We start from the raw sequence: 26,539 nt of genomic DNA on the forward strand, positions 1-26,539 counted from the left end.
TTTTATATAAATCACATATCAATTCAAGCTAAACATTTCGGTCAAGAGACAATAGTCAGCCAATATAGTGATATATCTTTTGTGCCTAACGAACCCACATAGGCTTCCAGATTATCTGTAATTAATATTTATCTTCAATATCCATCTTTAGTTATTTTTTAGACAATACTGTAGAAGTTGGCACAGCTGCTCATTTTTTAGATCTTTGTGTCATCAGCAATGTTATTACCTCATCCTTCGTTTTCATAGTGTCACCAGTTATATCATGACCTAAAAAACGATGGAGTTCAAAAGATTTCCATACAAAAGTACCAAAATTAAAAAAATCTATGGTACTTTTGTATCAATAATAGCAAGACGCGAATGGTTTTTTATTTTTCAGGAACAGGAAACAGCAAACATGTGGCACAATGCCTGGCGCATGCCACAAAAGAAAAGTGTGTGTCAATAACAGACTGCATGAGGAATGGCGAATTTTCATTTTCCTTATGCAAGGACGAACGCGTCGGATTTGTCACCCCTGTCTATTTCTGGGGGCTCCCCGACATCGTTGTAAGGTTTCTCAATCTGTTGAATATTACAGACTTGCGACATCACTTCATCTACCATGTGGTTACATTCGGAACTTCCACGGGGCAAGCACATTATATGATGCAACAACTACTGAAACATAAAGGCTTGTGGCTTGATGCAAAGTATAATGTGAGGATGGTGGATGTATGGACTCCCCTATTTGACGTGTCGAATCACGAGAAGTGCATGCGAAAAACGGAAGAAGCAGAAAAGACCATCACTCAAATAACGGAATGGGCTGTGGCTCGCAAGGCAGGCAACTTTGACAACCTGCGCCTTCCCCATTGGTTGGCACGCTGGTATTACCTCACCTACGACAGCCAGCGCAAGACCAAGCATTTCCACGTGATGAAAGACAAGTGTATTGGTTGCAATCAATGTGCGCATCAATGTCCAGAACAAGCCATAACGTGTAAGGATGGTTATCCTGTTTGGACAAAAGAGAAATGCACGCTCTGTCTGAAATGTCTGCACCACTGTCCACAGTTTGCCATACACTATGGTCATCAAACCATAAAACATGGTCAGTTCGTGCATCCATAAAATTGCTCACACAAATCACAGATTTACACTTTTTCCCTCCATGTGCCCACCAGTAAAACGTCAGAAATCACAGAAATTCTGGAGCAGCGAAGACAGAGTGAAAGCTCGGTTTCACTATGCTGAGTCGTGACAGAATTAACCTATGGTAAATTCTGGAGCAGCGAAGACAGAGTGAAAGCTCGGTTTCACGATATTGAGTCGCAAGAGAATAAGCCAAAGGCAAATCACGGAAATCACAGAAATTTTTATTTAGTTGTCTGAAAGCAAGAAATAAAACTTAGCGTGTGATCCGTGTGAGGGTTTTACAGTTTACGTGCGTGTGGCAAAAAACTTCCATAGTGGTGCCAACATCAATGCCTGGCAGAACTGACCAGAACGTAGCATCTCATAGACTTCATCTTTATCGCGAAAGAACACTTCCAAATCTTCCGTGGCATCAAGGTGCGTATCGGAAACGAGTTCTACACCCTCTGCCAAATAGGTATAGCACAGATTATTCATCACACTGGGATTTGGAGCCGTAACAAGGAATTGTGTCCACGTTCCACCACCAAAACCTGTTTCTTCTTGAAGTTCACGTTTTGCTGCATCCATAGGATTTTCCCCTTTTTCTACCACACCTGCAGGAATTTCGGTTGAAACAATTTTCAAACCATGCCGCCATTGCCGCTCCAGAATCATCTTACCATCTTTCGTTATGGCAATAACATTAATCCACGTAGGATATTCTAACGTATAATACTCATCGTATATACGACCATCAGGTAGCTCAACCTTTTCCACCTTGGCGGTTAGCCAATTGCGCTTGAACAGATATTTCGTTTCAAGCGTTTTCCATTCCATTTCCTTATCACTTCTCATGATGCGTTATCGGATTTTTTGTTCATGCAATATATCTGTTACAAATTTACTCATTCTTTTCTAAACTTATAGTAAGAAGTCGCCTACTACCAAGTGATGGTATCGCCACCATGAAACTGACGCAACCTATCATTCTGATCTGACAGCATGTCGAAACAATGATCACCCGTACAATGGCCTGTATAGAACGTAACGTTGGAATATGTTTCGCGCAGACTGGCAGAAATGGCTTGCAACTGCATATCGGTTTCGTAGTGTTGATCCAGATGGGAATCTAAAAGATGGAAGCCACCTATTGCCACGTCAAAAGGTTGTTTTACCGTCTCCAGTATGTTCAACAGTCCATTGTGGGCACAACCTGTGAAGAGCACTCCATCCACCAAGAATACGAGTTCGTGATGGAACGCATCGGCTGTAAGACTATCATCCGAAGTACGGATTAAAAGATCTTTATCGCCCAAGGGTAGTGCGTGGTGTTGCATGATATGGGCATAGACCTGTACGGGCCCCACCGTGGTATTGTTATCGACAAAGACAAAACGGTCGTGATACCTATCGAAATCAACATGACTGGTTATGGAATGTGGATAGCGACGCACCGACACATACTCTGCACCAGGAATCTGTGCAGAGAGTATGACCTTAGCTTTGCTGTTGATGGTAAGAAACGCATTCAGTCCACCTATATGGTCGCTATGACCATGGGAAATCAAGCAGTAGTCGATGTCGGAGAAATCGATGTCCAACAGTGCTGCATTGCGGATAAAGAGATCCGATGCCCCTGTGTCGAGTAGAAACTTACCCGATGGGCCCTCCATATAGATAGAGAGTCCATGTTCTGTTTCCAGTCGTGCATCATTGGTGCGATTATCGCTCAGTATGACCAATCGGTTATTCATTGTTTTATGTCTTTTATATGATGGGGAATCTCCACGATAACGTGACCCTCGGTTATCAAGGTGTAAAGGTAGTGCTTTTTTTTTAAGAAATGATAAAAGTGCCACCTTTTTCATGAGTATTTCACAATTATTGGTTATCTTTGTATGATATAAGTTACATTGATACCATTCATTAGGAATAACAGTTAGCAGAAATGAAAATGAAGAAGATTTTATTAGGAATGGCTGTCGCGCTGACGCTGACGGCATGCAACGAGAACAAGCAACAGGTAACGACCGCAACAGATACTGCAAAAACGGTGACCGATGTGATGATGAGTCGCAGAAGTATCCGCGCATACAAAGACTCTGTCATCAATCGTGAGACCCTGAATGAGATTCTGAAATGTGGTATCAATGCCCCAAACGGTCAAAACCTACAGTCGTATGAAATCAGAGTGATTGACTCTCCTGCCCTCATCGACTCTATTACGCAAGCCGTAGTAAAAGACAATCCAAAGATTGCTGAGCGTAAAGGTTTTAAGAACATCTTTGTGAATGCTCCCTGTGTGATCTGCATCGCCAACAATACCGAATACGACATGTCGCAGATAGACTGTGGACTGCTGGGTGAGAATATCATTCTCTCGGCATGGGATAAAGGTATCGGTTCATGCTGTCTGGGAAGTTCTGCACGCTGGATACAAGATTCTCCATCTGCCAAGCCATTCCTTGACCGCATGGCATTCTCCAAGGGTTATCAGCTACTCTACTGTATTGCCTTAGGTTATCCAGCAGAGACTCCAGACGCAAAGCCAAGACGCGATGACATGATCAGATATATGGAATAAGAACCTGATAAGCATTCGGACAACAAAAGACACGATGATACGACTCACCTATCTCTTCCACAGCGGTTTTGTTTTGGAAACAGACCATTGCGTGCTAGTATTTGACTACTGGATGGATCCTGCCCAAAAGATGGAGCGCTTTATTGGACCACAAAGTCAGAAACCAATATATGTCTTTGTCAGTCATTTCCACGAAGACCACTTCACGAAAGAGATCTTCACATGGAAAGCCACCACGCCTGATATCACCTATATTCTATCAAAGGATATTCTGAAACATCATAGAGCGTGCAAAGAGGATGCTGATATGTGGATGACCAAGGGTATGGTGTGGAACGACAGCCATATCCAAGTGACTGCTACTGGTAGTAACGACAGTGGGGGCAGTTGGATAATAGAGACCGCCGGTTACCGCATCTTCCATGCAGGTGACCTCTGCAACTGGTTTGCCCGTTTTTTGGCAGAGGGCACTCCTGAAGGAAAAGTGTATAGTGAAGAATGTGACCAATGGATAGACCCTGTGGCAGAAGAGAAACAGTTTTTGGGCGAGTTGAAAGACATCAAGAAGATTGCCGATAGCTTTGATGTGGTTATGTTCCCCATAGATGGTCGTATTGGCAATGGATATACATTAGGAGCACGCCAGTTTATAGAGCGCTTTAAAGTAGGATTATTGGTTCCCATGCACTTTGTGATGAGCGGTTTTGACTCTGTTTGGCGCATGGAACCATTTTGCCAAGAAAAAAAAGTTCCGTTTTGGTGTATCAGAAACGAGGGAGATAGCATCACACTCGCAGACCATCTCGTCATCAGACAGACTGCACCAGAAGACCTGCCACGCCTCAAGGAGATTTTTGCCATTGCCCGGAAATTCATGAGTGAAACAGGCAATCCAGGACAATGGGACGAGAACTATCCTGGTGATCAACTCCTTCGTGAGGATATGGATAATGGCGACAGCTATGTAATACAAAAGGGCAACACCATTGTTGCCACCTTTGTATTACGTGGTGGAACAGATCCCACCTACAATGTCATCTACGACGGACAATGGTTAAACGATGAACCGTATGCTGTCATCCATAGGGTGGCAAGTAGTGGAGAGGTGAAAGGGGTTATCCGAGTTGTACTGGACTTTGCACGCCGGCAATATCGGAACATCCGAGTTGACACACATGCCGACAACAAAGTGATGCAACACCTGATGCAGAAAGAGGGATTTCGATACTGTGGTGTTATCCACTGCTGGAACGGTACAGAGCGACTGGCATACCAGTATGTGCAATAGTAAAAGGTGGCACACGTGAAACTAAGAAATAGTTTGTTTTCTATTAAACTTTCACTATCTTTGAAATGACACTACAAAACAATGCCCGACCATAGATGAAGCATATTCGTCAATGGTCGGGCATTAAGATATGTAATAATGTGTATGTCTTTACTCTGAAAGATGGAATTTAGATACCTCGCTAACGGTATTGATTTCCAAAAGTTTTGTTCCACCACCATCGCTGATGTTTCCCGACAGGTAGGCAATCTTGTCGTCAGCCTGAAGATAACCTTTCTGACGAAGCATGCGAACCGCAGCTTGGAAAAGACGCTGCTTAGAGATATGGTCTTTCTGGAAAACAGGAATAACACCATACGACAGGTTGAGCAAACGCTGAAGTTTCTCGTTATAGCAAACAGCAAGTACGGGGTTGGGACCACGGAATGCAGCCAAGTCACGGGCAGTCCTGCCACTTATCGAATCGATGATAATACCTTTGACACCCAAGCGTTCTGTTGCCTCAATGGCACTATGCGCCATAAATTCACGAATGTCGCAGTTGGGAGACAGAGGAACCTCGATATCGTTCTCGCGCAATTTGTCACATTCAGCCTGTTCGGCAATGGTCGCCATGGTTTGTACAGCCTCAACAGGATATTTTCCGCTGGCTGTTTCACCACTAAGCATCAATGCGTCGGTACGATAATAGATAGCATTGGCGATATCGGTCACCTCAGCACGTGTAGGACGCGGATTATTGATCATGGTATGCAGCATCTGGGTTGCCACGATAACAGGTTTGCGTTTCTGCACGCACTTACGGATAATCTGACGCTGAATACCAGGAATACGCTGAATGGGAATCTCTATACCAAGGTCACCACGCGCAATCATGATACCATAGCTGGCATCGATAATCTCATCGATATTATCAACACCCTCTTGGTTTTCAATCTTTGAAATGATCTTGATATCAGAATGATAAGCATCGAGAATCGCCTGTACGGCACGAACATCGGCAGCAGAACGCACAAAACTATGAGCAACGAAATCGATATCTTCTTCGATAGCCAACATGATGTTATGACGGTCTTTGTCGGTCAATGCAGGCAGGTCGATATGACGTCCCGGTACATTGACACTCTTGTGGCTACCCAGTTGTCCATCATTCTGTACCTGTGCAATAACAGCAGGTCCGTTGATATCCAGTACCAACATATCGAGTGCACCATCATCGAAGAGAATGTGGTCGCCCACTTGCACATCGTTGGCAAAATCAACATAAGAGAGATTGATGATATCATGCTCTGTATCCACTTCAGGACGACCGAAGATCTTCACCACATCGCCCGTTTTATAATCAATCGGCTGGTCACAACCGGTAGTGCGTACCTCAGGACCTTTAGTATCAATGAGCAAGCCAATATGGTGGCTCACAGCACGTGTATTGCGGATAATCTCACGCAGACCGTCTTCTGAAGCATGGGCGGTATTCATGCGCACCACGTTCATACCGGCATCAAAAAGTTGTCGAATAAAATCCTGACTGCATCTGCGGTCGCTGATGCTGGCAACAATCTTTGTCTGTTTCATATATAGATATTAATTAATGTATATTCTTGACGTAAGTAACGAGGGGGGATGCTTGCATAGGAAAAGCAATACCAACCGACTAAGATTTTGCAAAGTTAGTCTAAATTACGAAAATTACAAAATAAAATAGCTGCAAACTGTCGATAATTCGATTTTTTGCTTTAACTTTGCATCATATTAACAAACACCTAATATGGAAAAGCATGATTTTGTGACTATTGCCAATCTCACACGAGAAAAAATTCTCTATATGATTGAGATGGCACAGGAGTTTGAGCGCCATCCCAACCGCGAGTTACTCAAAGGAAAGGTTGTGGCTACACTCTTCTTTGAACCTTCCACCCGCACCAGACTTAGTTTTGAAACAGCAGCCAACAGACTCGGAGCACGCGTCATCGGTTTCGCAGATCCGAAGATTACCAGTGGAACAAAAGGCGAAACGCTGAAAGATACCATTTCTATGGTTGCCAACTACGCAGACGTTATCGTGATGCGCCATTATATTGAAGGCGCTGCACAGTATGCTGCGGAAGTTACCGATGTGCCCATTGTCAACGCGGGCGACGGTGCCCACCAGCACCCCTCACAATGTATGCTTGACCTTTACAGTATCTACAAGACCCAAGGTACCCTTGACAACCTCAACATCTACCTGGTGGGAGACTTGAAATATGGACGTACCGTCCACTCCCTTCTGATGGCCATGCGTCACTTCAACCCCACATTTCATTTTGTGGCTCCGAAAGAACTTGCCATGCCGAAGGAATACAAAATCTATTGTGAAGAGCACGGCATCAAATATCAGGAGCATACCGCTTTCAACGAGAAAGTCATTGCTGATGCCGACATCCTCTACATGACACGTGTACAGAAAGAACGCTTCTCAGACCTTATGGAATACGAACGTGTGAAGAATGTATATATCCTCAACAACGATATGTTGAAACTGGCAAAGCCCAACATGAAGATTCTTCATCCCCTGCCACGTGTCAACGAAATTGCATACGATGTTGACGACAATCCACATGCTTATTATATCCAACAGGCAGGCAACGGACTCTTTGCGCGCGAAGCCATCTTCTGCGATGTGCTCGGCATCGATTTGTACCAAGTAAGAAACGATCAAACCATTATCCCATGAACAAAAACGAAATGTTGGTTGCCGCCATCGAAAACGGCACCGTAATAGACCACATACCTTCTGAGAAAACATATCAGGTGGCACAGTTGCTCAATCTTGACAAACTTAGTTCTACCGTCACTATCGGCTATAACTACAGATCGAAGAAACTCGGCAAGAAAGGTATTATTAAAGTAGAGGACAAATGGTTTACCGACGAAGAAATCTCACGGCTGTCGGTCGTAGCACCTAATATTGTGCTCAATATCATCCGTGACTACGAAGTAGTAGAGAAAAAAACGGTATGTACACCCGATGAGATTAAAGGCATTGTAAAATGCAACAATCCAAAGTGTATTACCAACAACGAACCGATGCCTACTTATTTCCATGTCACCAACGGCATCCTCACCTGTCACTATTGCGAAAAGGAACAAGATATTAATAAGGTGGAACTGGTATAAGCCATTCCCCACCCTTTTGACCATATCACCCCCGACAATCGCCACACAACAGAGCGACTTGTCGGGGGTTGCTGCATAACGCCAAGCGTTTGGCGTATGAAAACATCACATTTCACACAATAAATCCGCCCCGCACTCGTTATACTGATAATGAAACTGCAAAGAGTCATCATCACTATACTCGCACTACTCACCTATTCATGGGCAGAGGCACAGTCGTTCTCACTATCGGGAAAAATTCTCGATGAAGACGGTCACGGCCTACCCTTGGCAACAGTCAGTTGTCAGGAGCAACATGCCACAACCATTGCCAATATCAAAGGCGAATATTCACTCCATCTTAAATCGGCAGACTCTGTCAAGGTGCGTTTTTCGATGATTGGCTACCAAACCAAGACACGCACCCTACGCTGTCCCAAAGGACGCCAACGCATGGTAGTGACGCTTTACCCTGCCACTACACTCAACGAAGTTGTAGTGACACAACAAAAGCGCCAAACCAATACCATGCAACAACTGAAATCCGATGCTGTCCGCCATGCACCATCAACAGCAGGCAACGGCATAGAGGAACTCGTTCAACAGCAAGCAGGCGTCTCCACCCACAACGAACTGTCAAGTCGATATAATGTCAGAGGCGGTTCGTTTGACGAAAACTCAGTATATCTGAATGGTACGGAAATCTACCGTCCCATTCTGGCAAAAACCGGGCAACACGAAGGACTCTCCATTATCAATTCAGACCTGGTCGATAAGATAGGATTCTCGTCGGGAGGTTATGAAGCAAAATATGGCGGTAAGATGTCCAGCGTGCTCGACATCACCTATCGCAGGCCGCAACAATGGGAAGGCAATATACAAGTAAGCCTGTTAGGTGGATCAGCTTATGTGGGCTATGGCAACAAGCATTTCTCTATGTCTCATGGGTTGCGTTATAAAACCAACAGATACCTACTGGGCAGTTTGGAAACAAAAGGAGAATATAAACCACGATACCTCGACTACCAAACCTATCTCAGTTGGCGTCCAAACCAACAATGGGAAATTGAGGCATTAGGAGACTATTCAGAAAACAGATACCACTTCACACCCACAGACCGAGAGACCTCATTCGGAACAATACAGAACGCAAAGACCTTCAAAGTATATTTCGACGGACAGGAGCGTGATCTGTTTCGTACTGCCACAGGAATGACTTCCGTCAGTTTTAGTCCCTCCAATAAAACCATAGTGCGTCTGCAAGGGTCAGCCTTCCATACCCGCGAGCAGGAACGCTATGACATACAGGGACAATATTGGCTCGATGATACACAGACTTCTGAAAACCTCGGAGTAGGCACCTATCGGGAACATGCGCGTAATTACCTGACTGCTCATGCAGAACAACTCCAACTGACAGCATCCCATCGCAACAGCCGCCATCATTGGGAAGCAGGTTTCACAATGAAATGGGAGCACGTCAAGGAGCAGTCGAAAGAATATGAGATGCGTGACTCCAGCGGCTATAACATCCCCCATAAGAGCGACCGCCTTGACATGATTTACTCGATGAGCAGTTGCCAACAAGTGACATCCACCCGAACAGAAGCATACCTACAAGACCAGATAAAATGGCAGTTGGGCACCGACAGCCATCAATCCTATTGCACCTTGAATATCGGCTTAAGATGGGCAAGATGGAATTTCAATAGCGAGTCAACACTATCTCCGAGACTGAGTTTTGCCATTATACCAGCCTTCAATACCGACATGACATTTCGTTTGGCAACAGGCATCTACTACCAGTCACCTTTTTATAAAGAGATGCGCGATACGACCACCGCCAATGGTGTAACGACCGTGGCGCTCAACAGTCATATCAAAAGTCAACGCTCCATCCACATCGTAGGTGGATTCGATTATCAGTTCCGCATGTGGGGACGACCTTTCCGATTCACAGCAGAAGCCTACTATAAGAAATTAGACCACCTTATTCCATATAACATGCAAAACATGAAAATCGTCTATGAGGGTAATAATATCGCCAAAGGCCATGCCACAGGAATCGATTTCAAACTCTTTGGTGAGTTTGTTCCAGGCACAGACTCATGGCTGACCCTCTCGCTGATGAGTACCCGACAAGACATCAATGGTATCAGCACACCATTACCCACCGACCAAAGGTGGGGTGTCAACCTTCATTTCACAGACTATTTCCCCGGTACCGAACGATGGAAGATGACACTTCGCCTTGCTTTCACAGACGGACTCCCCTTTGGTGCGCCACACCGCGGATTAGAACAGCAGCAATTCCGTGCGCCAAGCTATAAGCGAGCCGACATCGGAATGAACTATCTGATAGCAGGACAGACCTCATCCAAGCGCAAGGGTCTGCGCCATATCTGGCTCGGTATAGACCTGCTCAATGTGTTTGGTACAGCCAATGTCAGCAACTACTATTGGGTAACCGATGTGACCAATCAACAGTATGCAGTCCCCAACTATCTTACGGGCAGACAAGTAAACGGAAGAATCACAATCGACTTTTAATTAGTGTTAATTCATTGGTGTTTTTCGTTTCCGTAACTTTTTATTAGTATCTTTGCAGCAGATTTAAATACATTAATTTAAAACAACATGAAAATTTCGCACATTGAGCATCTGGGCATCGCAGTCCAGAGCATCGAAGAGAGCCTCCCTTACTTCGAAAACGTATTGGGACTCAAGTGTTATGCCGTTGAAACGGTAGAGGATCAGAAAGTTAAAACCGCATTCTTGAAGTGTGGTGAAGTGAAACTCGAACTGCTGGAGCCGACATCACCCGAAAGCACTATCCAGAAGTGGCTTGACAAAGGCAACAAGGGTGTACACCACGTAGCTTTCTGTGTAGAAGACGGTGTTGCCAATGCATTGGCAGAGGTTAGCGAAAAGGGCGTTCGTCTGATTGATCAGGCTCCCCGTAAAGGTGCTGAGAACCTCAACATTGCATTCCTCCACCCCAAATCAACCGCAGGTATCCTTACCGAGCTTTGCGAACACTAATAGATCATTCAAGTTAAGAATCAAAATACAATTATGTCTAAACAGTTAGAAAAAATCAAGCAGCTCATCGAGAAGCGTGAGAAAGCTCGTCTCGGTGGTGGTGAGAAAGCCATCCAGAAGCAGCACGACAAAGGAAAATATACAGCACGTGAGCGCATTGAGATGTTGCTCGACAAAGGCTCTTTTGAAGAATACGATATGTTCAAGGAACACCGTTGCCACAATTTCGGCATGGAGAAGAAGCAGTTCCTTGGCGATGGTGTAGTAGCCGGTAGCGGTACTATCGACGGTCGTCTGGTATTCATCTTTGCCCAGGACTTCACAGTTCATGCAGGTTCTCTCTCTGAGACCATGAGCCAGAAGATTTGCAAAGTGATGGACATGGCCATGAAGATGGGTGCTCCCCTGATTGGTATCAACGACTCAGGTGGTGCCCGTATTCAGGAAGGTATCAACGCTTTGGCAGGTTACGCAGAAATCTTCGAGCGTAACATCCTCGCTTCGGGTGTTATCCCACAGATTTCAGGTATCTTCGGTCCTTGCGCAGGTGGTGCAGTTTACTCTCCTGCTCTTACCGACTTCACTCTGATGATGGAAGGCACCTCATACATGTTCCTCACAGGTCCAAAAGTAGTAAAGACCGTAACAGGTGAAGATATCGACCAGGAGCACCTCGGTGGTGCAAGCGTTCACGCTTCAAAAAGTGGTGTAACCCACTTCACCGCTAAAACAGAGGAAGAAGCTATTGAAATGCTGAAGAGCCTGTTGAGCTATATTCCATCTAACAACATGGAGCAAGCTCCTCGCAAGGAGTGCAACGACCCCATTGACCGCTTGGAGGATTCCCTCAACGAGATCATCCCTGAAAATCCCAATGAGGCATACGATATGTACAAGGTAATTGGTGCTATCATCGATAATGGCGAGTTCTTTGAAGTACAGCCTAAGTTTGCTAAGAACATCATCGTAGGTTTCGCTCGTTTCAATGGTCAGAGTGTCGGCATCGTAGCCAACCAGCCTTCTTGCTATGCAGGTGTGCTTGACGTAAATGCTTCACGTAAGGGTGCACGCTTTGTACGTTTCTGCGATGCATTCAACATCCCCATTGTATCACTCGTTGACGTACCAGGCTTCCTCCCCGGCACAGGCCAGGAGTACAACGCAGTCATTCTGCACGGTGCTCAGTTGCTCTACGCTTACGGTGAAGCTACAGTACCCAAGATTACTGTTACCCTGCGCAAATCATACGGCGGTTCTCATATCGTTATGGGTTCAAAACAACTCCATACCGACCTCAACTACGCATGGCCTTCAGCTGAAATCGCTGTTATGGGAGCAAGTGGTGCTGCTGCTGTTCTCTATGCGAAGGAAGCTAAAGCCAAGAAAGAAGCAGGTGAAGATGTTAAGTCATTCATTGCCGAGAAGGAAGAAGAGTACAACGAACTCTTTGCCAATCCTTATCAGGCAGCAAAATATGGCTATATTGACGACGTGATTGAACCACGTAACACTCGTTTCCGCATCTGCCGTGCGCTTGCTCAGCTTGCCACCAAGCGTGATGCACTGCCCGCTAAGAAGCACGGTAACATTCCGATGTAAAATATCCCGTCTATGAAGAATGAAGTATATGCAGCTATTGCCATGGCTCTTCATGAGTTCAAAGGCAATAATGTCCACGACAAAGAGTCATGCATCATCACTATTGATGACAAGCAGACCCAGTGGAATGGATATGCTCTGACTATGACAGAACATCCCTAAACACAAAGCGCGATGAAAAAAGAATACAAATATACAATTAATGGCAACAAGTATGAAGTAGCCATTGGTGACGTTGTCGAGAACATGGTTACCGTCAATGTCAATGGTGAAGAATACAAAGTGGAAATGGAACCAGAACCTGAAGTGGAGAAGGTTGTTGTGAAGCCTGTTGTGGCAAAGCCCACAGCAGTTCCATCAGAAGCTCCATCAGGAAGAGCCAACTCCAACAATGCGCTTAAGGCTCCACTGCCAGGTGTCATCACAGAGATTCGCGTCAATGTAGGTGACGAAGTACAGGCAGGCGACGTAGTCTTGGTATTGGAAGCTATGAAGATGGCTAATAATATCGAGGCAGAGAAGAGCGGTAAGATTACCGCAGTATGCGTTCAGCCTGGACAGAGCGTCATGGAAGATGATGCACTTGTAGTAATCGAGTAATCTCTATTCATACTAAATAAAGGAGGGAGCCTCTACTGAGGTTCCCTCCTTTATTTTTGTTTATCTGATTGATGCAGAGACTATATTGTTGCTGTACGATTGCAGGCAGTCATCTTCTCTGCCGATGTTTACCCTGACATTAGCACTTGATTACAGGCTGTTGTCTGCTTTAGGAAAGACAACGGTCGGCGTAAACGATTTAGCCTCTTCAAAATCCATCAAGGCATAGGATATGATGATGCACACATCGCCAACTTGCACTTTACGTGCTGCAGCACCATTCAGGCAAATACAGCCACTGCCTCGTTCTCCCTTAATAATATAGGTTTCAAAGCGTTCGCCATTATTATTATCTACTATCTGGACTTTCTCCCCTGCTATCATATTGGCAGCATCCATCAAATCTTCATCGATGGTGATACTTCCCATATAGTTAAGATTTGCCTCTGTCACTGTCACACAGTGAAGTTTTGACTTCATTACCTCTATCATCATGACTATGCCTTATATTTAATGTGATCAATGAGTCGGATTGGAGTCTTTCCACAATATACTGTGATGCAACCTACGACGTAGGGAGTATCGTCCCAAGCGGCAATATCCTGCAAGGTGTTACCGTCAACGATAGAGAAATATTCCACTTCAAGGCCATCCACCGCATTGATGGTATTGACCACAAAATCATGGGTTTCGCCCACAGTATGCGTCTTAGCGTAAGAGATACTTTCCTTCAGGGTCTTGTAGATGGCAGGTGCTATGGAGCGCTCATCTTTAGCCAACAGGGTGTTGCGTGAACTGCGTGCCAATCCGTCAGCATCGCGCACGATGTCGCATTCCACAATCTGCACTTTCAAACCGAGTTGTTTCACCATAGCCTTGACCACAGCAATCTGTTGCCAGTCTTTCTCACCAAAGTAGGCACGATTGGGCTTAACGATATAAAACAAGCGGCTCACCACCTGACACACACCATTGAAGTGTCCGGGACGGTGTGCACCTTCCATTACCGTTGAAACTGGCGGAAATTCAAACTGACGAGTGTCTGGAGTAGGATACATCTCCTCCACAGAAGGAGCCAGCACATAATCAGCTCCACACGCATCGAGCAACTGACAGTCGGCATCAAGCGTGCGTGGGTAATTTTTCAAATCATTCTTGTCGTTGAACTGTGTAGGATTGACAAACACCGACACTACGGTAATGCCATTCTCCTTGACACTACGTCTAACCAACGATGCATGTCCTTCATGGAGGGCACCCATGGTAGGAACCAAACCTATTTCTTTTCCATTTTTTCGGTCTTCAAACAATTGGTTTTGAAGATCTACGATTTTACTGAAAACTTTCATTTCAAATTTCTTTGTTTTTCTAAAGCGAGTGCAAAATAACTACTTTTTTATCAAATAATGAAAGGATTTGGTGAAAATATGCCAAAAGAAGGTACAAAAACCTTAAAATATCGCATTTACAAATCATTTTTTGAAAAAAAATTCGTATCTTTGCAAAGATTAAATCATTCAATAATATGGCAAAGAAGATATTGTTCATCAACCAAGAGATTGTTCCTTATGTACCGGAAACAGACCTTTCACACATGGGTAAGGCATTGCCTCAAGTCATGCAAGAGAGTGGTCACGAGATTCGCACCTTCATGCCCAAATGGGGTAATATCAATGAACGTCGCGGTCAACTACATGAAGTGATCCGTCTCTCAGGTATGAATCTTATCATCGACGATACCGACCATCCATTGATTATTAAGGTAGCTTCTATCGTCCAGACTCGCATACAGGTATATTTCATTGACAACGATGATTATTTCACTCGTCGTCAGATGGACAAGGATGAAAACGGTATGGACTATGCAGACAATGGCGAGCGTGCAATTTTCTTCGCTCGTGGCGTATTGGAAACTGTTAAGAAGCTCCGTTGGGTACCCGATATCATCCACGTACAGGGATGGATGGGAGCCGTAGTACCCTTGTTTATCAAAAAGGCCTATTATGATGAACCTTCATTTGCCAATACCAAGGTAGTCACCTCGTTGTTCCCCAACCAGATGACAAGTGATTTGGCGCCCAACTTCAAAAAGTGTCTTGAGTTCCGCGATATTACAGCCGACACCCTCACAAAATACAACGAAGTATTTGATGCTACAGAACTGGCTAAGTTGGCTATCGACTATAGCGACGGTGTCATTGCTGCCCATCAAGACACAGAAGCAGACTGGATGAACTACGCCGCAGAGCAGGGCATCCCCACTCTCGCCTATCCCGGTGCTGATTTCGGTAAGGCTTATGAAGAGTTCTACGAAAAGATTTAATGCAAACCTTAATAAGGTAAAAGATAAATTAGGATATCATTAAGATAATCATTACTTCAATGACAAAGGAAACACTATTAGCAGCTATTGTCCTCCCACTGATGGCAATCTGCTCTTGCGACGAGGAAACAGCAAACGTCGGTAATTCTATTAGCGACAGCGCTGACTTGTTTGCTATTGCAACCGACTCTTTTCAGGTGAGTTCTCGGTCGCTTGTGGTCGATTCGGTGATTTCACGAAGTGAATACAGTTATCTCGGTCGCATCAAAGATCCAGAGACTGGATCATATATCACGAGTGACTACATGTCGCAGTTTACCTTGCTTGAAAACGAAAGCAATGCCATCTTCCCTCCAAAGGATAGTGTGGCAAGTCTGATTGACAATGAAATCGTAGCAGACTCATGCGTACTGAATGTTGTTGTCAACAAGTGGCAAGGTGACTCTCTCGCAGCTTTGAAACTCTCTGTTTTTGAGATTGGCAATCCTGTAGAAGAAGGAAAAACCTACTATACTAATTTCGATCCTGCTGCAAAGGGTCATATCCGTGAAGACGGACTGCACGAAAACAAGATTTTCTCTATCGTCAATCTTCAGTTGAGTGACAGTCTGCGTAAAGTGCAGCAATCAGGTTCCTATTATGAGTATGTCAGCATTCCCCTCAACAAGGAATATACCGACAAGGATGGTAATACCTACAACAACTATGGTACCTACCTGATGCGCACCTACTATGCTCATCCAGAATACTTTAAGAACTCATATAACTTCATCCATAAAGTATGTCCCGGTTTCTATTTCAAGATTACAGACGGACTGGGACTGATGAACGAGGTGAGTCGTACACAGCTGATGATTTATTTCCGTGGCAAAGAGGGTGGCAAGACCTACGTGGGTAGCAAAACCTTTAACGGCACAGAGGAAGTATTGCAGACAACCCGTATCACCAACGACAAGAAGACTGTGGCTCGCTTGGCTTCAGACAATAGTTGCACCTATCTGAAGACACCTGCCGGTATTTTCACAGAAGTGACCCTGCCCATTGATGACATCAAGCGCAACCATGAGAATGATACGATCACGTCTGCTAAGATTGTATTCAACAAGATGAATACCCAAAACGATCTCAGCGATAACCTCCTTCAGCAACCCACACAATTGTTGATGGTAGAGAAAGACAGTCTCTATTCGTTCTTTGAGAATCTGAAAGTCACAGACAACAAGACATCGTATTTGGCAACATACAGCAGTACAAAGAATACCTATACATACAGCAATATCTCCAACCTCATCAATCATCTCTATAAGAAGAAGCAGGCTGGTGGTAGCAATTATACTGCAACACATCCTAACTGGAACAAGGTTGTATTGGTGCCTGTCAAGACTGTGACCACCTCGTCAACATCTTACTATCAGACGACAACCACTATTACCGGTATCAACAACGAGATGTCGCTGACCAGTGTTCGCCTTGTGGGAGGTAGCGAGAATGCCCATACCCCACTCCACATTACCGTCATATACAGTAGAAACCAATAGTCATCATTATGGCCGATAATTTTCTGGAGAAGCATTTCGAAGAATATGAGGCTCGCAAAGCCGCTTATCTCCGTAAGAAGAAACATCTACCCAAGATCAAGAAACCATCGATACAACGGCCTGACGACGAAGCACTATAAGTAAAAGCCCCGATTTCATCTTTCATGAAATCGGGGTTTTCTGTTTCGCATCAATATAGTAAGGTTCATCTGACATTTCGAGTGATGAACGATCAATGATGGTGTATATCAGCAATTTGGGAAATTCTGTTTCCCACAAAACCCTTAATATACAAGACTAAGAGAATTCAAAAGTCTTAATTTGCATATAATGTAAGAAGAGATTGTTTTTAATAGCCCAAGTATTAAGTAAACTCTTTGCTGTAAACAACTTATACAAGATAATTTTAAAACAATCATAGATTATTTAATATGCCATCACTCCAAATTCCTGAAGCCCCCAAAATATCACATGATGAAACAGCAAAACCCGAACAAATCTCGTTGACGCCCCGAACACACCGGGAATAAATAGCACAACTTAAACTGCAATCATTCAGAATACATGATACGGTAAGGGTTCTGGCATTGCCTCCTCCAGATTGGTAGGATGAACAAAACGGAAGCGAGCGCCACCATGATAGGTATTGTCGAGCCATATACGTCCTCCAAGTATCTCTATGATCTGACGACATATCTGCAATCCAAGACCAGTGCCTTTGGTAAACTGGTCAAGTTTGACAAAACGATCGAAAATCTTTTCAGCATATTCCGGTTTGATGCCACATCCCTGATCGGTAACAGCAAACGAAGCACTCTCGTCATCATGGTCCACAACAAGTGACACTGTAATATTACCTTTGTCACTAAACTTAATGGCATTGGTAAGCAGATTGACAAGTACTTGCCGCAGACGTGTCTTATCGGTAACGAAATGAACAGACGGTTCGTCACACTCAAAAACGAAATGTATGGGTTTACGACACGTCATCTCTACCGATTCTATTGTTGTCTGGCACAATTGCTTCACATCACACAGAGTCAACTCCATCCTTACATGTCCACTCTCTATACGCGAGAGATCGAGCACATCGTTGATGAGATTGAGCAACGCATTGGTATTCTCTTGTATGACATTGCTGAAATGGGTTTTCTCTTGAACGCCCAAATCTTCTGACTGTGTAGCCAACAAATCTGAGAATCCCACAATAGCATTGAGTGGCGTGCGGATTTCATGACTCATATTGGCAAGAAAAGCCGATTTCATATGATTAGCTTCCTCGGCTTTATCACGTGCCTCTTCCAATTCCTTTCCTTTCTGAATCAGTTCTTTGCGTAAGCGGTGAGACTTGATAAGTGCCACAATGGCAATACTGAGTCCTATACTGAGAAACACCGTGGCAAAAAGGATGTAGTCGATAACCACACTATGTTTCTCGAAGAATGGTTTCGGCTCATTTATAATCGTAAAACCTTCGGGCAACCGGCTCTCGCTGATGTCTAAATCCTGCATGCGCCGATAGTCGAAGACAAAACCTTCATTCAGATATACCCATCCTTGGTCAGAGCGTGTTTCAAGATAATCCTTACACATCTCACCAAGTTTCTCATTCTTGTTAGCATATTCAGGAATCCAACCACCCACAGCCCATCCATTCATACCCGATCCCGCAACAGAGAATACCGGTACTGACGGATTGAGCGTACGAAACAGTTCTGCAGAATGGCTCACATTGAAACTGTTGTTAGCATCAAGTCGCCAAGAGCCTATCAGAAGTACATCAGTTTCGGGATTAAGCCGTTTTATTTTCTTGGCTAACGTATCAAAAAAGCCTGTACGCCCATCATAATAATGCATCTTAATATTGCTGAACTTAGCTTGCCGCATATCCTTGCGTGCCAAGGCTTGCAATGACACACCGCCCAACGAATTATCGGAAACGAAATAATAGTTTTTCGCATGAGGATACATCCGTTTGGCTAACTCTATATTTTTCTCAACAGAATAGCGCGTCAGAATACCACCAATAAGATTATAGTCCTGATAATCAGAGCGCAAGTATTTTAATTCAGGGGTCCACGATGCCACATCGGTTGTATCATCCGGCAATTCCACCATGGAAAAGCTACAACCACCTACGAGCACTGGGATTTTCTTATACTCTGGGTTTGGAATAGAAAGGAAAGTAGATACTGCCTCACAGCCCGTCAGCACTACGATATCGGGGCGCATGTGACCATTATTGTATTTGCTGATGATGCCTTCCATCCATTTGCGCCAGTCTTTTATGTCGATCATTCCATTACAGTTCATGCTCTCCACAAAAAGACGCGAATTGGGAATATTTGTCTTGACATAATTGGAAAACTCTCCCAAATTATCAGCAACTATCTTGTTGTCGGGTTCATAAGAAGTCACATAGAGAATGCGGTCATCGGCTAAAAGTCGGTGAGGCATGCCTAACATAAGCAACAATAGACAAATGTGTGTCCAAAAGGAAATATTCTTATAAATCCTATTCATGATGCAAAGATACTGTTTTTTATTGCTTTCTGCGAATAATTAACCAGAATATTTTCAATCAAAACATTTTTTCCCTATCTTTGCAAAACAATAACAAACAATAGAAATCATTCCCATAGCGTATGAATATCATTATGGTCAGACACACCCGTGTCAATGTTGCACCAGGCACCTGTTATGGTCAGACAGACGTTAGCGTAGCCGATACTTTTCAGCAAGAAGCAGAACAAACAAAAGCACAGCTTGAAACATATTGGAAGGATGGTTTTCCTGATGCTGCATTCACTTCACCACTTACCAGGGCGCGATTGTTGGCAGACTATTGTGGCTTTGCCTCTGCCAATGCCGACAAGCGATTGATGGAAATGAACATGGGCGATTGGGAAATGCAACGCTACGACAACATTACAGACCCCTATCTGCAACAATGGTATGATGATTATCTGCATTTGCCGACACCCAATGGCGAGAGTTTTCCAATGCAGTATCAACGGGTAGCCTCCTTCTTCGACGAATTGAAAGATCACAACTACCATCGGGTGGTCATCTTCGCCCACGGTGGTGTACTTGCCGCAGCTTCCATCTATGCCAAGCTCTATTCCCCAGAAGAGGCATGGAAGCATCAGACACCTTATGGTGGGGTGATAGAATTGAATATCGCCCCATAAAGCGCATCATTCAGAACGTAAAAAAAGAGTGAAGAACCTGATTCTTCACTCTTCTTTTATGATATCAACTGTTCTGTTACTGTTTAGCGATAATCTTACCACCCTCTTCAATGGCTTGCATATTCAGCGGAATAAGACCATGATGACGTTCAGGCAACGTTTTGAAAAGAGCTTTCTCTACGCCAGCAGTACTTACAACAGGGGCAACCTTGAGCAGTCCACCCAACACAATCATGTTGAACACCTTACCGTTTTTCATCTCGGCAGCCTTGTCCATCGCATCAATACGATATACTGTGATGTCGCTACGTGTAGGAGGATTAATGATTCCGAAACTGTCGTATATCAGAATGCCACCAGGTTTGAGTTTTGGTTCAAACTTTTCCAGCGAAGGTTGGTTGAGCACAATGGCAATGTCAAACTTACTGAGGATTGGTGACGATATCTTCTCGTCACTCACAATGACTGTGACATTGGCAGTACCACCACGCTGTTCTGGGCCGTAAGCAGGCATCCATGTCACTTCCTTATTGTCCATCAGTCCCGAATAGGCCAGGATTTTACCCATAGAGAGTACACCTTGTCCTCCGAAACCGGATATGATGATTTCTTTTTTCATTGCTTCGTTGTTTATTTCCTGTTGATTGACTAAAGTCCCGTAGTGTCCTTGAGGTCACCCTTTGGATAGTATTTGAACATGTGTTCTTCCATCCATTCGTTAGCGGCCTTAGGTGACATTTTCCATCCACTATTGCAGGTTGATACAATCTCTACAAGACTACTTCCCTTTCCTGCCATCGAAGCTTCGAAAGCCTTACGTATGGCTTTCTTGGCACCACGTATGGCAGCCACAGTTTCCACACTCTGACGAGTCACATAGCATGTGCCTTCGAGTGTAGAAGCAATCTCGGTGATGTGAAGGGGATATCCATGAAGATCAGCCTGACGACCATAAGGACAGGTAGAAGTCTTCATTCCCATCAAGGTAGTAGGCGCCATTTGTCCGCCTGTCATACCATATATAGCATTATTGATGAAGATAATAGCGATATGTTCACCACGATTCAAGGCATGGATGGTCTCACATGTTCCAATACAAGCCAAGTCGCCATCACCTTGATAGGTAAACACAAGACGGTCAGGCCAAAGCCGTTTAACGGCAGTAGCCACAGCAGGAGCACGTCCATGGGCAGCTTCCTGCCAGTCGATATCCAGATAGTTGTAAGCAAAGACGGCGCATCCCACTGGTGACACGCCAATGGTTTTATCGGTCATACCCATTTCCTCGATGACTTCAGCCACCAACTTATGTACCACACCATGTGAACAACCAGGGCAATAATGCATGTGGTTGTCGTTCATCAGGGTCGGTTTCTGATATACCAGATTCTCCGGTTTAATGATTTCGTTCTCCATAGTTACCTCATCTTCTTTATAGCTTCAACGATTTCCTCTGGCTCGGGAACAATACCTCCCAAGCGACCGAAATGATCTACAGCGATATCGCCGTTAACAGCCAGGCGCACATCCTGTACCATTTGTCCGGCGTTGATTTCTACCACAAGTACACCTTTCTTGCCTTTTGCCACTTGAGCGATAGCTTCTGACGGGAATGGCCACAGCGTGATGGGGCGCAACAGTCCCACCTTCAGTCCTTCTTCGCGAGCCATTTCCATGGCTTTCTGTGTCAGACGTGCTGCACTACCGAAGGCCACAACGATAAAATCAGCATCATCACACTGGATGGTTTCATAGCGTACTTCCTTCTTGCGGATGGTCTTATACTTCTCTTGGAGATGAAGATTTCGCAGCTCCATAGCCTCAGGTTTGAGTTCGAGCGACGTGATGATATTGGGTTTGCGGTCTTTGGTGCGTCCGATAGTAGCCCAAGGACATTCTTTTCTGATTTCCTCTTCTGTGCGACGCGGTTTGATGGGTGGCAAAACAACCTTTTCCATCATCTGTCCTATCACACCATCAGCCAAAATCATGGCAGGGTTACGATATTTGAAAGCCAGCGTAAATGCGAGATCCACAAAGTCTGCCATTTCCTGAACGCTATCAGGAGCTAAGACGATGGTATTATAGTCACCATTACCTCCTCCACGAGTAGCTTGGAAATAGTCGCCCTGTGAGGGTTGGATGGTTCCCAGTCCGGGTCCTCCGCGTTGCACGTTGATAAACACACCGGGCAGTTCTGCACCAGCCATATAGGTAATACCTTCCTGCATCAATGCGATGCCTGGCGATGATGACGAGGTGAGCACGCGCTTTCCTGCAGCGGCTCCACCATAGATCATATTGATAGACGCCACTTCACTTTCAGCCTGCAACACCACCATACCGGTGGTTTCCCAGGGTTTCAGTTCAGCCAGAGTCTCGATGACCTCACTCTGCGGAGTAATAGGATATCCGAAATATCCGTCAGCACCACAGCGGATGGCAGCATGGGCCAAGGCCTCATTGCCTTTCATGAGTGTTACTTCCTGTTCTATCATAATCTTATCCCTCCATTTTTTTACGATAGACAGTAATACAAGCGTCCGGACACACAATGGCGCACGAAGTGCAACCTGTACACTTGTCTATCTGTGCAGGTTCCACATAGGGATAGCCATGCACATTGACACGATTGGCCAATACAATAACGCCTTGTGGACAAGCACTTACACACAGCGCACATCCTTTACAGCGGTCGGTATCAACCACAACAGCTCCTTTAACCTTTGCCATAATTTTTATATTTTATGGGTTATACGAATCCTTGTGATAATAGTTCAGTATATCGTCAAGCATTTGCTTTGCTTCGACAGCAGGACTCTCTGGGTCAATCTCGATGGCTTTCAAGTAATTGTTGATAGCTCCTTGCCAGTCGGCCTGTCTGCGGCAAGCATTACCTTGTTCATAATATTCCTGAGCTGTCATTATTCTCTATTTATAGTATTCCTTCTTACCAGCAGCCAAAGTATTCTTCATCAGCGAGCAGATAGTCATCGGCCCTACTCCACCGGGCACGGGAGTGATAAACGAACACTTAGGTGCTACCTCATCAAACTTGACGTCACCATTAAGACGGAATCCGCTTTTGCGTGTGGCATCAGGTACTCGAGTGGTGCCCACGTCAATAATAACTGCACCAGGCTTCACCATGTCTGCTGTAACGAAGTCGGGACGTCCAATGGCAGCGATGATGATATCAGCATTTCTACATTCCTCTTTGAGGTGCTCCGAATGAGAGTGACAAACAGTAACGGTAGCATCGCCATATTGTTTCTGCATCATGAGTTGTGCCATAGGTTTGCCCACGATATTGCTTCTGCCCAATACGACACACTTCTTGCCACTTGTTTGAACATTATAGCGCTTGAGCAAAGTAATAATGCCCAATGGTGTGGCAGAAATGAAGCAAGGCAATCCAATAGCCATACGTCCTACGTTGACGGGATGGAATCCATCCACATCCTTTCGATAGTCGATGGCTTCAATCACTTTCTGCTCATCAATATGTTTGGGCAATGGCAACTGTACAATGAATCCATCGACATCGGCATCTTTGTTCAACCGATCGACGCACTTCAGCAGTTCCTCTTCAGTAATATTGTCCTCATAGCGGATAAGGGTTGATTTAAATCCACAAGCTTCGCAAGCCAGTACTTTATTTTTCACATAGGTCTCCGAACCACCGTCGTGACCTACCAACACTGCTGCTAAATGAGGTTGCTTACCTCCATTGGCCATGATGCCTTTCACTTCTTCCGCTATTTCAGCCTTAATAGCCGCTGCGGTTGCTTTACCGTCTATCAGTTGCATAAAGTTTATTTCGTTTGAATTGTTATGTTTCTGTGTCCTTTATCTATAAGAACATTACATCTTGGGCATTCCACCCTTCATGTGGCGCATGGCATTAGCCATCTGCATCATTTTCGAGCTATTGCCGCCTGTCATCATCTTCATCACCTTACGGGTCTGCTCAAACTGTTTGAGCAGGCGGTTCACATCTTCTATCTTTGAACCACTACCCTTTGCTATACGCTGACGACGACTTTGATTGATGATATCTGGGTTTGCACGTTCTTTGGGTGTCATCGACTGAATGATGGCCTCAACACCTTTAAAGGCATTATCATCGATATCCACATCCTTGATAGCTTTTCCTACACCAGGTATCATGGCTGCAAGATCTTTGATATTACCCATTTTCTTGATTTGCTGAATCTGACTCATGAAGTCGTTGAAATCAAACTTGTTCTTGCGAATCTTCTTCTCAAGTTCTTTGGCCTGTTTTTCATCAAACTGTTCCTGAGCACGTTCAACAAGTGATACGATATCACCCATTCCAAGAATACGGTCTGCCATACGATCAGGATGGAATACATCAATAGCTTCCATCTTTTCACCTGTTCCCACAAACTTGATGGGTTTGGTTACAACAGTACGAATGGAAAGGGCAGCACCACCACGGGTGTCACCATCGAGTTTGGTGAGTACTACACCATCGAAGTCAAGCCGATCGTTAAACTCCTTGGCAGTATTAACAGCATCCTGACCCGTCATGGCGTCAACCACGAAGAGCGTTTCATCTGGATTGACAGCCTCTTTGAGCGTAGCTATCTCGTTCATCATCTCCTCATCAACGGCCAAGCGACCAGCAGTATCGATGATGACAACATTATAGTTTTTAGCCTTCGCTTCACGAATGGCATTATTGGCAATCTCTACAACATTTTTATTATCTGGCTCGGAATATACAGGTACACCAACACTCTCGCCCACTACGTGCAACTGCTGGATAGCAGCAGGACGATAGACGTCGCATGCCACGAGCAATGGATTCTTATGCTGTTTGTTTTTCAGCATATTAGCAAGTTTTCCGCTGAACGTTGTCTTACCCGAACCTTGCAGACCCGACATCAGCACGATGGCAGGACGATTCTCTAATGTAAGTTCGACAGCTTTACCGCCCATCAGTTCAGCCAGTTCGTCGTGTACAATCTTCACCATCAACTGACTGGGCTTCACAGCAGTCAGCACATTCATACCCATGGCTTTCTGCTTTACCGTATCAGTAAAGCTCTTAGCTACCTTATAGTTGACGTCAGCATCCAATAAAGCACGACGCACATCCTTTAAGGTTTCTGCCACGTTAATCTCGGTGATTTTTCCTTCACCTTTCAGTATCTTGAACGAACGTTCAAGTCTTTCACTTAAGTTTTCAAACATATCTTATTACTTATATCTTTGGTGCAAAGATACAAATTAGAACCCGAAATACCAAATTTTACTGCACGTAATGCTTGGGAAAAATACAACCGCCCCTTCTATTTGCACACCACAAAACGGAATGTGCAATATCTGTAATCGAGAATCGCCATCAGAGATGGAAAAGAAAAACGGCCGGCAGCATACCGACCGATTTCATACTAAACTAAACAAATACTATTACCATTTTTGTGTCTGTGATGTTCTTAACACGTTGCAAAGGTACGCCTATTCTCCCAATGCCACAATACCTAAAAATGAGGGATTAGCCAAACACAAAGCGTATGGACTCATAGATTTGCATGAATAGTATATAGAAAAGTATGAAAGGAGTAATACTACGGAGTCCATCCAACAACGAGTCATAGACATGCCCGATATGACGGATTCGCTCCATTACCGCTCCATATAACATGGATGAGGTGACGATGGAGAATGCCAATACAGGAAGGAGGCTTGAAGCGAATGGCGACGGAAACAGATGTCCGGTAGCGCTCAACAACACGGCATGGGGCAGTATGGTCAGCAAAAGTAATGCCACAGCATAGACCACCAAGAGTCCCAGACTCATCAGCAAGGCACGGCGTTCGCGATAGGTATTGCTGTAGGCCAATACTCCACATCGGCGCAAGCAACCATAAGCCATTCCCATCAACAATATATTCACCATCAATGGCGTTGCCAATATCTCAGAGAAATGTCCGAAAAACCAGCGCAATCCTTCACTAGACAGGAGAGAACGAACTTGATCGTTTGGAAATGCCGCACTCCATATCCACGAAAACAAGATTAACGCCACCTCTGCCATTGCCAAGGTTGTTGCAAAATATGCTAATCGCTTTTTCACCATATCGA

At 44.7% G+C, this 26,539-nt stretch carries 28 protein-coding genes and 1 pseudogene; 15 read left to right on the top strand and 14 right to left on the bottom strand.

All coding sequences use genetic code 11. From position 1 onward, the window contains the following. The first annotated feature begins 363 nt into the window (after positions 1–363). Entirely contained in the window at positions 364–1,116 is a 753-nt protein-coding gene (locus CIK90_RS12400; protein WP_094434507.1) for an EFR1 family ferrodoxin, read from the top strand. Positions 1,117–1,425: 309 nt separating this feature from the next. Here the strand turns inward: CIK90_RS12400 and CIK90_RS12405 are convergent, their stop codons facing one another. Beyond that, entirely contained in the window at positions 1,426–1,977 is a 552-nt protein-coding gene (locus tag CIK90_RS12405; protein WP_094391589.1) for an NUDIX hydrolase, read from the bottom strand. 86 nt (positions 1,978–2,063) lie between these two features. Continuing rightward, positions 2,064–2,876 carry an MBL fold metallo-hydrolase gene (locus tag CIK90_RS12410; protein ID WP_158216071.1) on the bottom strand — a complete coding sequence of 271 codons (813 nt, stop codon included), beginning with the start codon at positions 2,874–2,876 and terminating at the stop codon, positions 2,064–2,066. Positions 2,877–3,070: 194 nt separating this feature from the next. On the opposite strand from CIK90_RS12410, the gene CIK90_RS12415 reads away from it, so the two are divergent. The 3 genes and pseudogenes from CIK90_RS12415 (at position 3,071) to CIK90_RS14680 (ending at position 4,994) form a co-directional block, all read left to right on the top strand. Further along, entirely contained in the window at positions 3,071–3,706 is a 636-nt protein-coding gene (locus tag CIK90_RS12415) for a nitroreductase family protein (RefSeq protein ID WP_094440149.1), read from the top strand. Between the two features lie 37 nt (positions 3,707–3,743). Next, positions 3,744–4,499: pseudogene (locus CIK90_RS12420) on the top strand (MBL fold metallo-hydrolase); the annotation flags it as partial. A gap of 15 nt (positions 4,500–4,514) precedes the next feature. Then, positions 4,515–4,994, top strand: coding sequence for an N-acetyltransferase (locus CIK90_RS14680; RefSeq protein ID WP_371591459.1), 480 nt, complete (start codon positions 4,515–4,517; stop codon positions 4,992–4,994). Between the two features lie 150 nt (positions 4,995–5,144). On the opposite strand, the gene pyk is transcribed toward CIK90_RS14680, so the two are convergent. Beyond that, complete coding sequence (gene pyk / locus CIK90_RS12425) at positions 5,145–6,569, bottom strand: pyruvate kinase (protein WP_094391593.1); 1,425 nt, start codon at positions 6,567–6,569, stop codon at positions 5,145–5,147. Between the two features lie 193 nt (positions 6,570–6,762). Here pyk and pyrB point away from each other — a divergent pair, with 193 nt between their 5' ends. The 7 genes from pyrB (at position 6,763) to CIK90_RS12455 (ending at position 13,373) form a co-directional block, all read left to right on the top strand. Further along, entirely contained in the window at positions 6,763–7,710 is a 948-nt protein-coding gene (gene pyrB / locus CIK90_RS12430) for an aspartate carbamoyltransferase (RefSeq protein WP_094391594.1), read from the top strand. Continuing rightward, positions 7,707–8,153: an aspartate carbamoyltransferase regulatory subunit gene (locus CIK90_RS12435; RefSeq protein WP_094391595.1), complete on the top strand. Its 447-nt coding sequence runs from the start codon at positions 7,707–7,709 to the stop codon at positions 8,151–8,153. Before pyrB ends, CIK90_RS12435 begins: the two co-directional genes overlap by 4 nt. 150 nt (positions 8,154–8,303) lie before the next feature. Then, on the top strand, positions 8,304–10,682 hold the full coding sequence (locus CIK90_RS12440; RefSeq protein WP_094465671.1) for a TonB-dependent receptor: 2,379 nt from the start codon (positions 8,304–8,306) through the stop codon (positions 10,680–10,682). Positions 10,683–10,769: 87 nt separating this feature from the next. Continuing rightward, positions 10,770–11,174, top strand: coding sequence for a methylmalonyl-CoA epimerase (gene mce / locus CIK90_RS12445; protein ID WP_094391597.1), 405 nt, complete (start codon positions 10,770–10,772; stop codon positions 11,172–11,174). A 33-nt stretch (positions 11,175–11,207) separates the two neighbouring features. After that, a complete protein-coding gene (locus CIK90_RS12450) occupies positions 11,208–12,773 on the top strand; it encodes an acyl-CoA carboxylase subunit beta (protein WP_094391598.1) in 1,566 nt (521 codons plus the stop codon). A 12-nt stretch (positions 12,774–12,785) separates the two neighbouring features. After that, positions 12,786–12,935 (top strand): hypothetical protein, encoded by a 150-nt coding sequence (locus tag CIK90_RS14340; RefSeq protein ID WP_173815098.1) that lies wholly within the window; start codon positions 12,786–12,788, stop codon positions 12,933–12,935. A 12-nt stretch (positions 12,936–12,947) separates the two neighbouring features. Continuing rightward, on the top strand, positions 12,948–13,373 hold the full coding sequence (locus CIK90_RS12455) for a biotin/lipoyl-containing protein (protein ID WP_094391599.1): 426 nt from the start codon (positions 12,948–12,950) through the stop codon (positions 13,371–13,373). Between the two features lie 150 nt (positions 13,374–13,523). Here CIK90_RS12455 and panD read toward each other — a convergent pair whose 3' ends face one another. Beyond that, positions 13,524–13,868, bottom strand: coding sequence for an aspartate 1-decarboxylase (gene panD, locus CIK90_RS12460; protein ID WP_094389969.1), 345 nt, complete (start codon positions 13,866–13,868; stop codon positions 13,524–13,526). 2 nt (positions 13,869–13,870) lie between these two features. Then, positions 13,871–14,722, bottom strand: a complete 852-nt coding sequence (panC, locus tag CIK90_RS12465) for a pantoate--beta-alanine ligase (protein ID WP_094465673.1) — start codon at positions 14,720–14,722, stop codon at positions 13,871–13,873. Between the two features lie 176 nt (positions 14,723–14,898). On the opposite strand from panC, the gene CIK90_RS12470 reads away from it, so the two are divergent. From CIK90_RS12470 to CIK90_RS12480, 3 genes are read left to right on the top strand one after another with little or no spacing between them, the layout of a single operon-like run. Continuing rightward, positions 14,899–15,696 carry a glycogen/starch synthase gene (locus CIK90_RS12470; RefSeq protein ID WP_094433913.1) on the top strand — a complete coding sequence of 266 codons (798 nt, stop codon included), beginning with the start codon at positions 14,899–14,901 and terminating at the stop codon, positions 15,694–15,696. A 59-nt stretch (positions 15,697–15,755) separates the two neighbouring features. Next, entirely contained in the window at positions 15,756–17,234 is a 1,479-nt protein-coding gene (locus CIK90_RS12475) for a DUF4270 domain-containing protein (RefSeq protein ID WP_254046356.1), read from the top strand. A gap of 8 nt (positions 17,235–17,242) precedes the next feature. Further along, positions 17,243–17,374 carry a dehydrogenase gene (locus tag CIK90_RS12480; RefSeq protein ID WP_094389973.1) on the top strand — a complete coding sequence of 44 codons (132 nt, stop codon included), beginning with the start codon at positions 17,243–17,245 and terminating at the stop codon, positions 17,372–17,374. Positions 17,375–17,789: 415 nt separating this feature from the next. Here CIK90_RS12480 and CIK90_RS12485 read toward each other — a convergent pair whose 3' ends face one another. Beyond that, positions 17,790–19,691, bottom strand: a complete 1,902-nt coding sequence (locus CIK90_RS12485) for a HAMP domain-containing sensor histidine kinase (RefSeq protein WP_158216072.1) — start codon at positions 19,689–19,691, stop codon at positions 17,790–17,792. A 188-nt stretch (positions 19,692–19,879) separates the two neighbouring features. Between CIK90_RS12485 and cobC the strand changes: the two genes are divergently transcribed. Then, positions 19,880–20,425, top strand: coding sequence for an alpha-ribazole phosphatase (gene cobC / locus CIK90_RS12490; protein WP_094389660.1), 546 nt, complete (start codon positions 19,880–19,882; stop codon positions 20,423–20,425). A gap of 76 nt (positions 20,426–20,501) precedes the next feature. On the opposite strand, the gene CIK90_RS12495 is transcribed toward cobC, so the two are convergent. The 8 genes from CIK90_RS12495 to CIK90_RS12530 all read right to left on the bottom strand — a co-directional run bounded on the left by CIK90_RS12495 (position 20,502) and on the right by CIK90_RS12530 (position 26,534). Beyond that, the gene (locus CIK90_RS12495; protein ID WP_094433917.1) at positions 20,502–21,044 is read right to left on the bottom strand and encodes a 2-oxoacid:acceptor oxidoreductase family protein; all 543 of its coding nucleotides are present in this window, start codon (positions 21,042–21,044) and stop codon (positions 20,502–20,504) included. A gap of 29 nt (positions 21,045–21,073) precedes the next feature. Then, positions 21,074–21,841: a thiamine pyrophosphate-dependent enzyme gene (locus CIK90_RS12500; RefSeq protein ID WP_094440143.1), complete on the bottom strand. Its 768-nt coding sequence runs from the start codon at positions 21,839–21,841 to the stop codon at positions 21,074–21,076. Positions 21,842–21,843: 2 nt separating this feature from the next. Further along, the gene (locus CIK90_RS12505; protein ID WP_094465677.1) at positions 21,844–22,923 is read right to left on the bottom strand and encodes a 3-methyl-2-oxobutanoate dehydrogenase subunit VorB; all 1,080 of its coding nucleotides are present in this window, start codon (positions 22,921–22,923) and stop codon (positions 21,844–21,846) included. A 4-nt stretch (positions 22,924–22,927) separates the two neighbouring features. After that, entirely contained in the window at positions 22,928–23,158 is a 231-nt protein-coding gene (locus CIK90_RS12510; RefSeq protein WP_094446221.1) for a 4Fe-4S binding protein, read from the bottom strand. A gap of 12 nt (positions 23,159–23,170) precedes the next feature. Next, positions 23,171–23,350, bottom strand: a complete 180-nt coding sequence (locus tag CIK90_RS12515) for a tetratricopeptide repeat protein (protein WP_094389665.1) — start codon at positions 23,348–23,350, stop codon at positions 23,171–23,173. 6 nt (positions 23,351–23,356) lie between these two features. After that, positions 23,357–24,235: a bifunctional methylenetetrahydrofolate dehydrogenase/methenyltetrahydrofolate cyclohydrolase FolD gene (gene folD / locus CIK90_RS12520; protein WP_094465679.1), complete on the bottom strand. Its 879-nt coding sequence runs from the start codon at positions 24,233–24,235 to the stop codon at positions 23,357–23,359. 54 nt (positions 24,236–24,289) lie between these two features. Further along, entirely contained in the window at positions 24,290–25,645 is a 1,356-nt protein-coding gene (gene ffh, locus CIK90_RS12525) for a signal recognition particle protein (protein WP_094433919.1), read from the bottom strand. Positions 25,646–25,949: 304 nt separating this feature from the next. Continuing rightward, on the bottom strand, positions 25,950–26,534 hold the full coding sequence (locus tag CIK90_RS12530) for an AbgT family transporter (protein WP_144007286.1): 585 nt from the start codon (positions 26,532–26,534) through the stop codon (positions 25,950–25,952). Between the last annotated feature and the right edge of the window lie 5 nt (positions 26,535–26,539).

The organism is Prevotella sp. P5-126, from assembly GCF_002251185.1.
Classification (GTDB): Bacteria; Bacteroidota; Bacteroidia; order Bacteroidales; family Bacteroidaceae; genus Prevotella.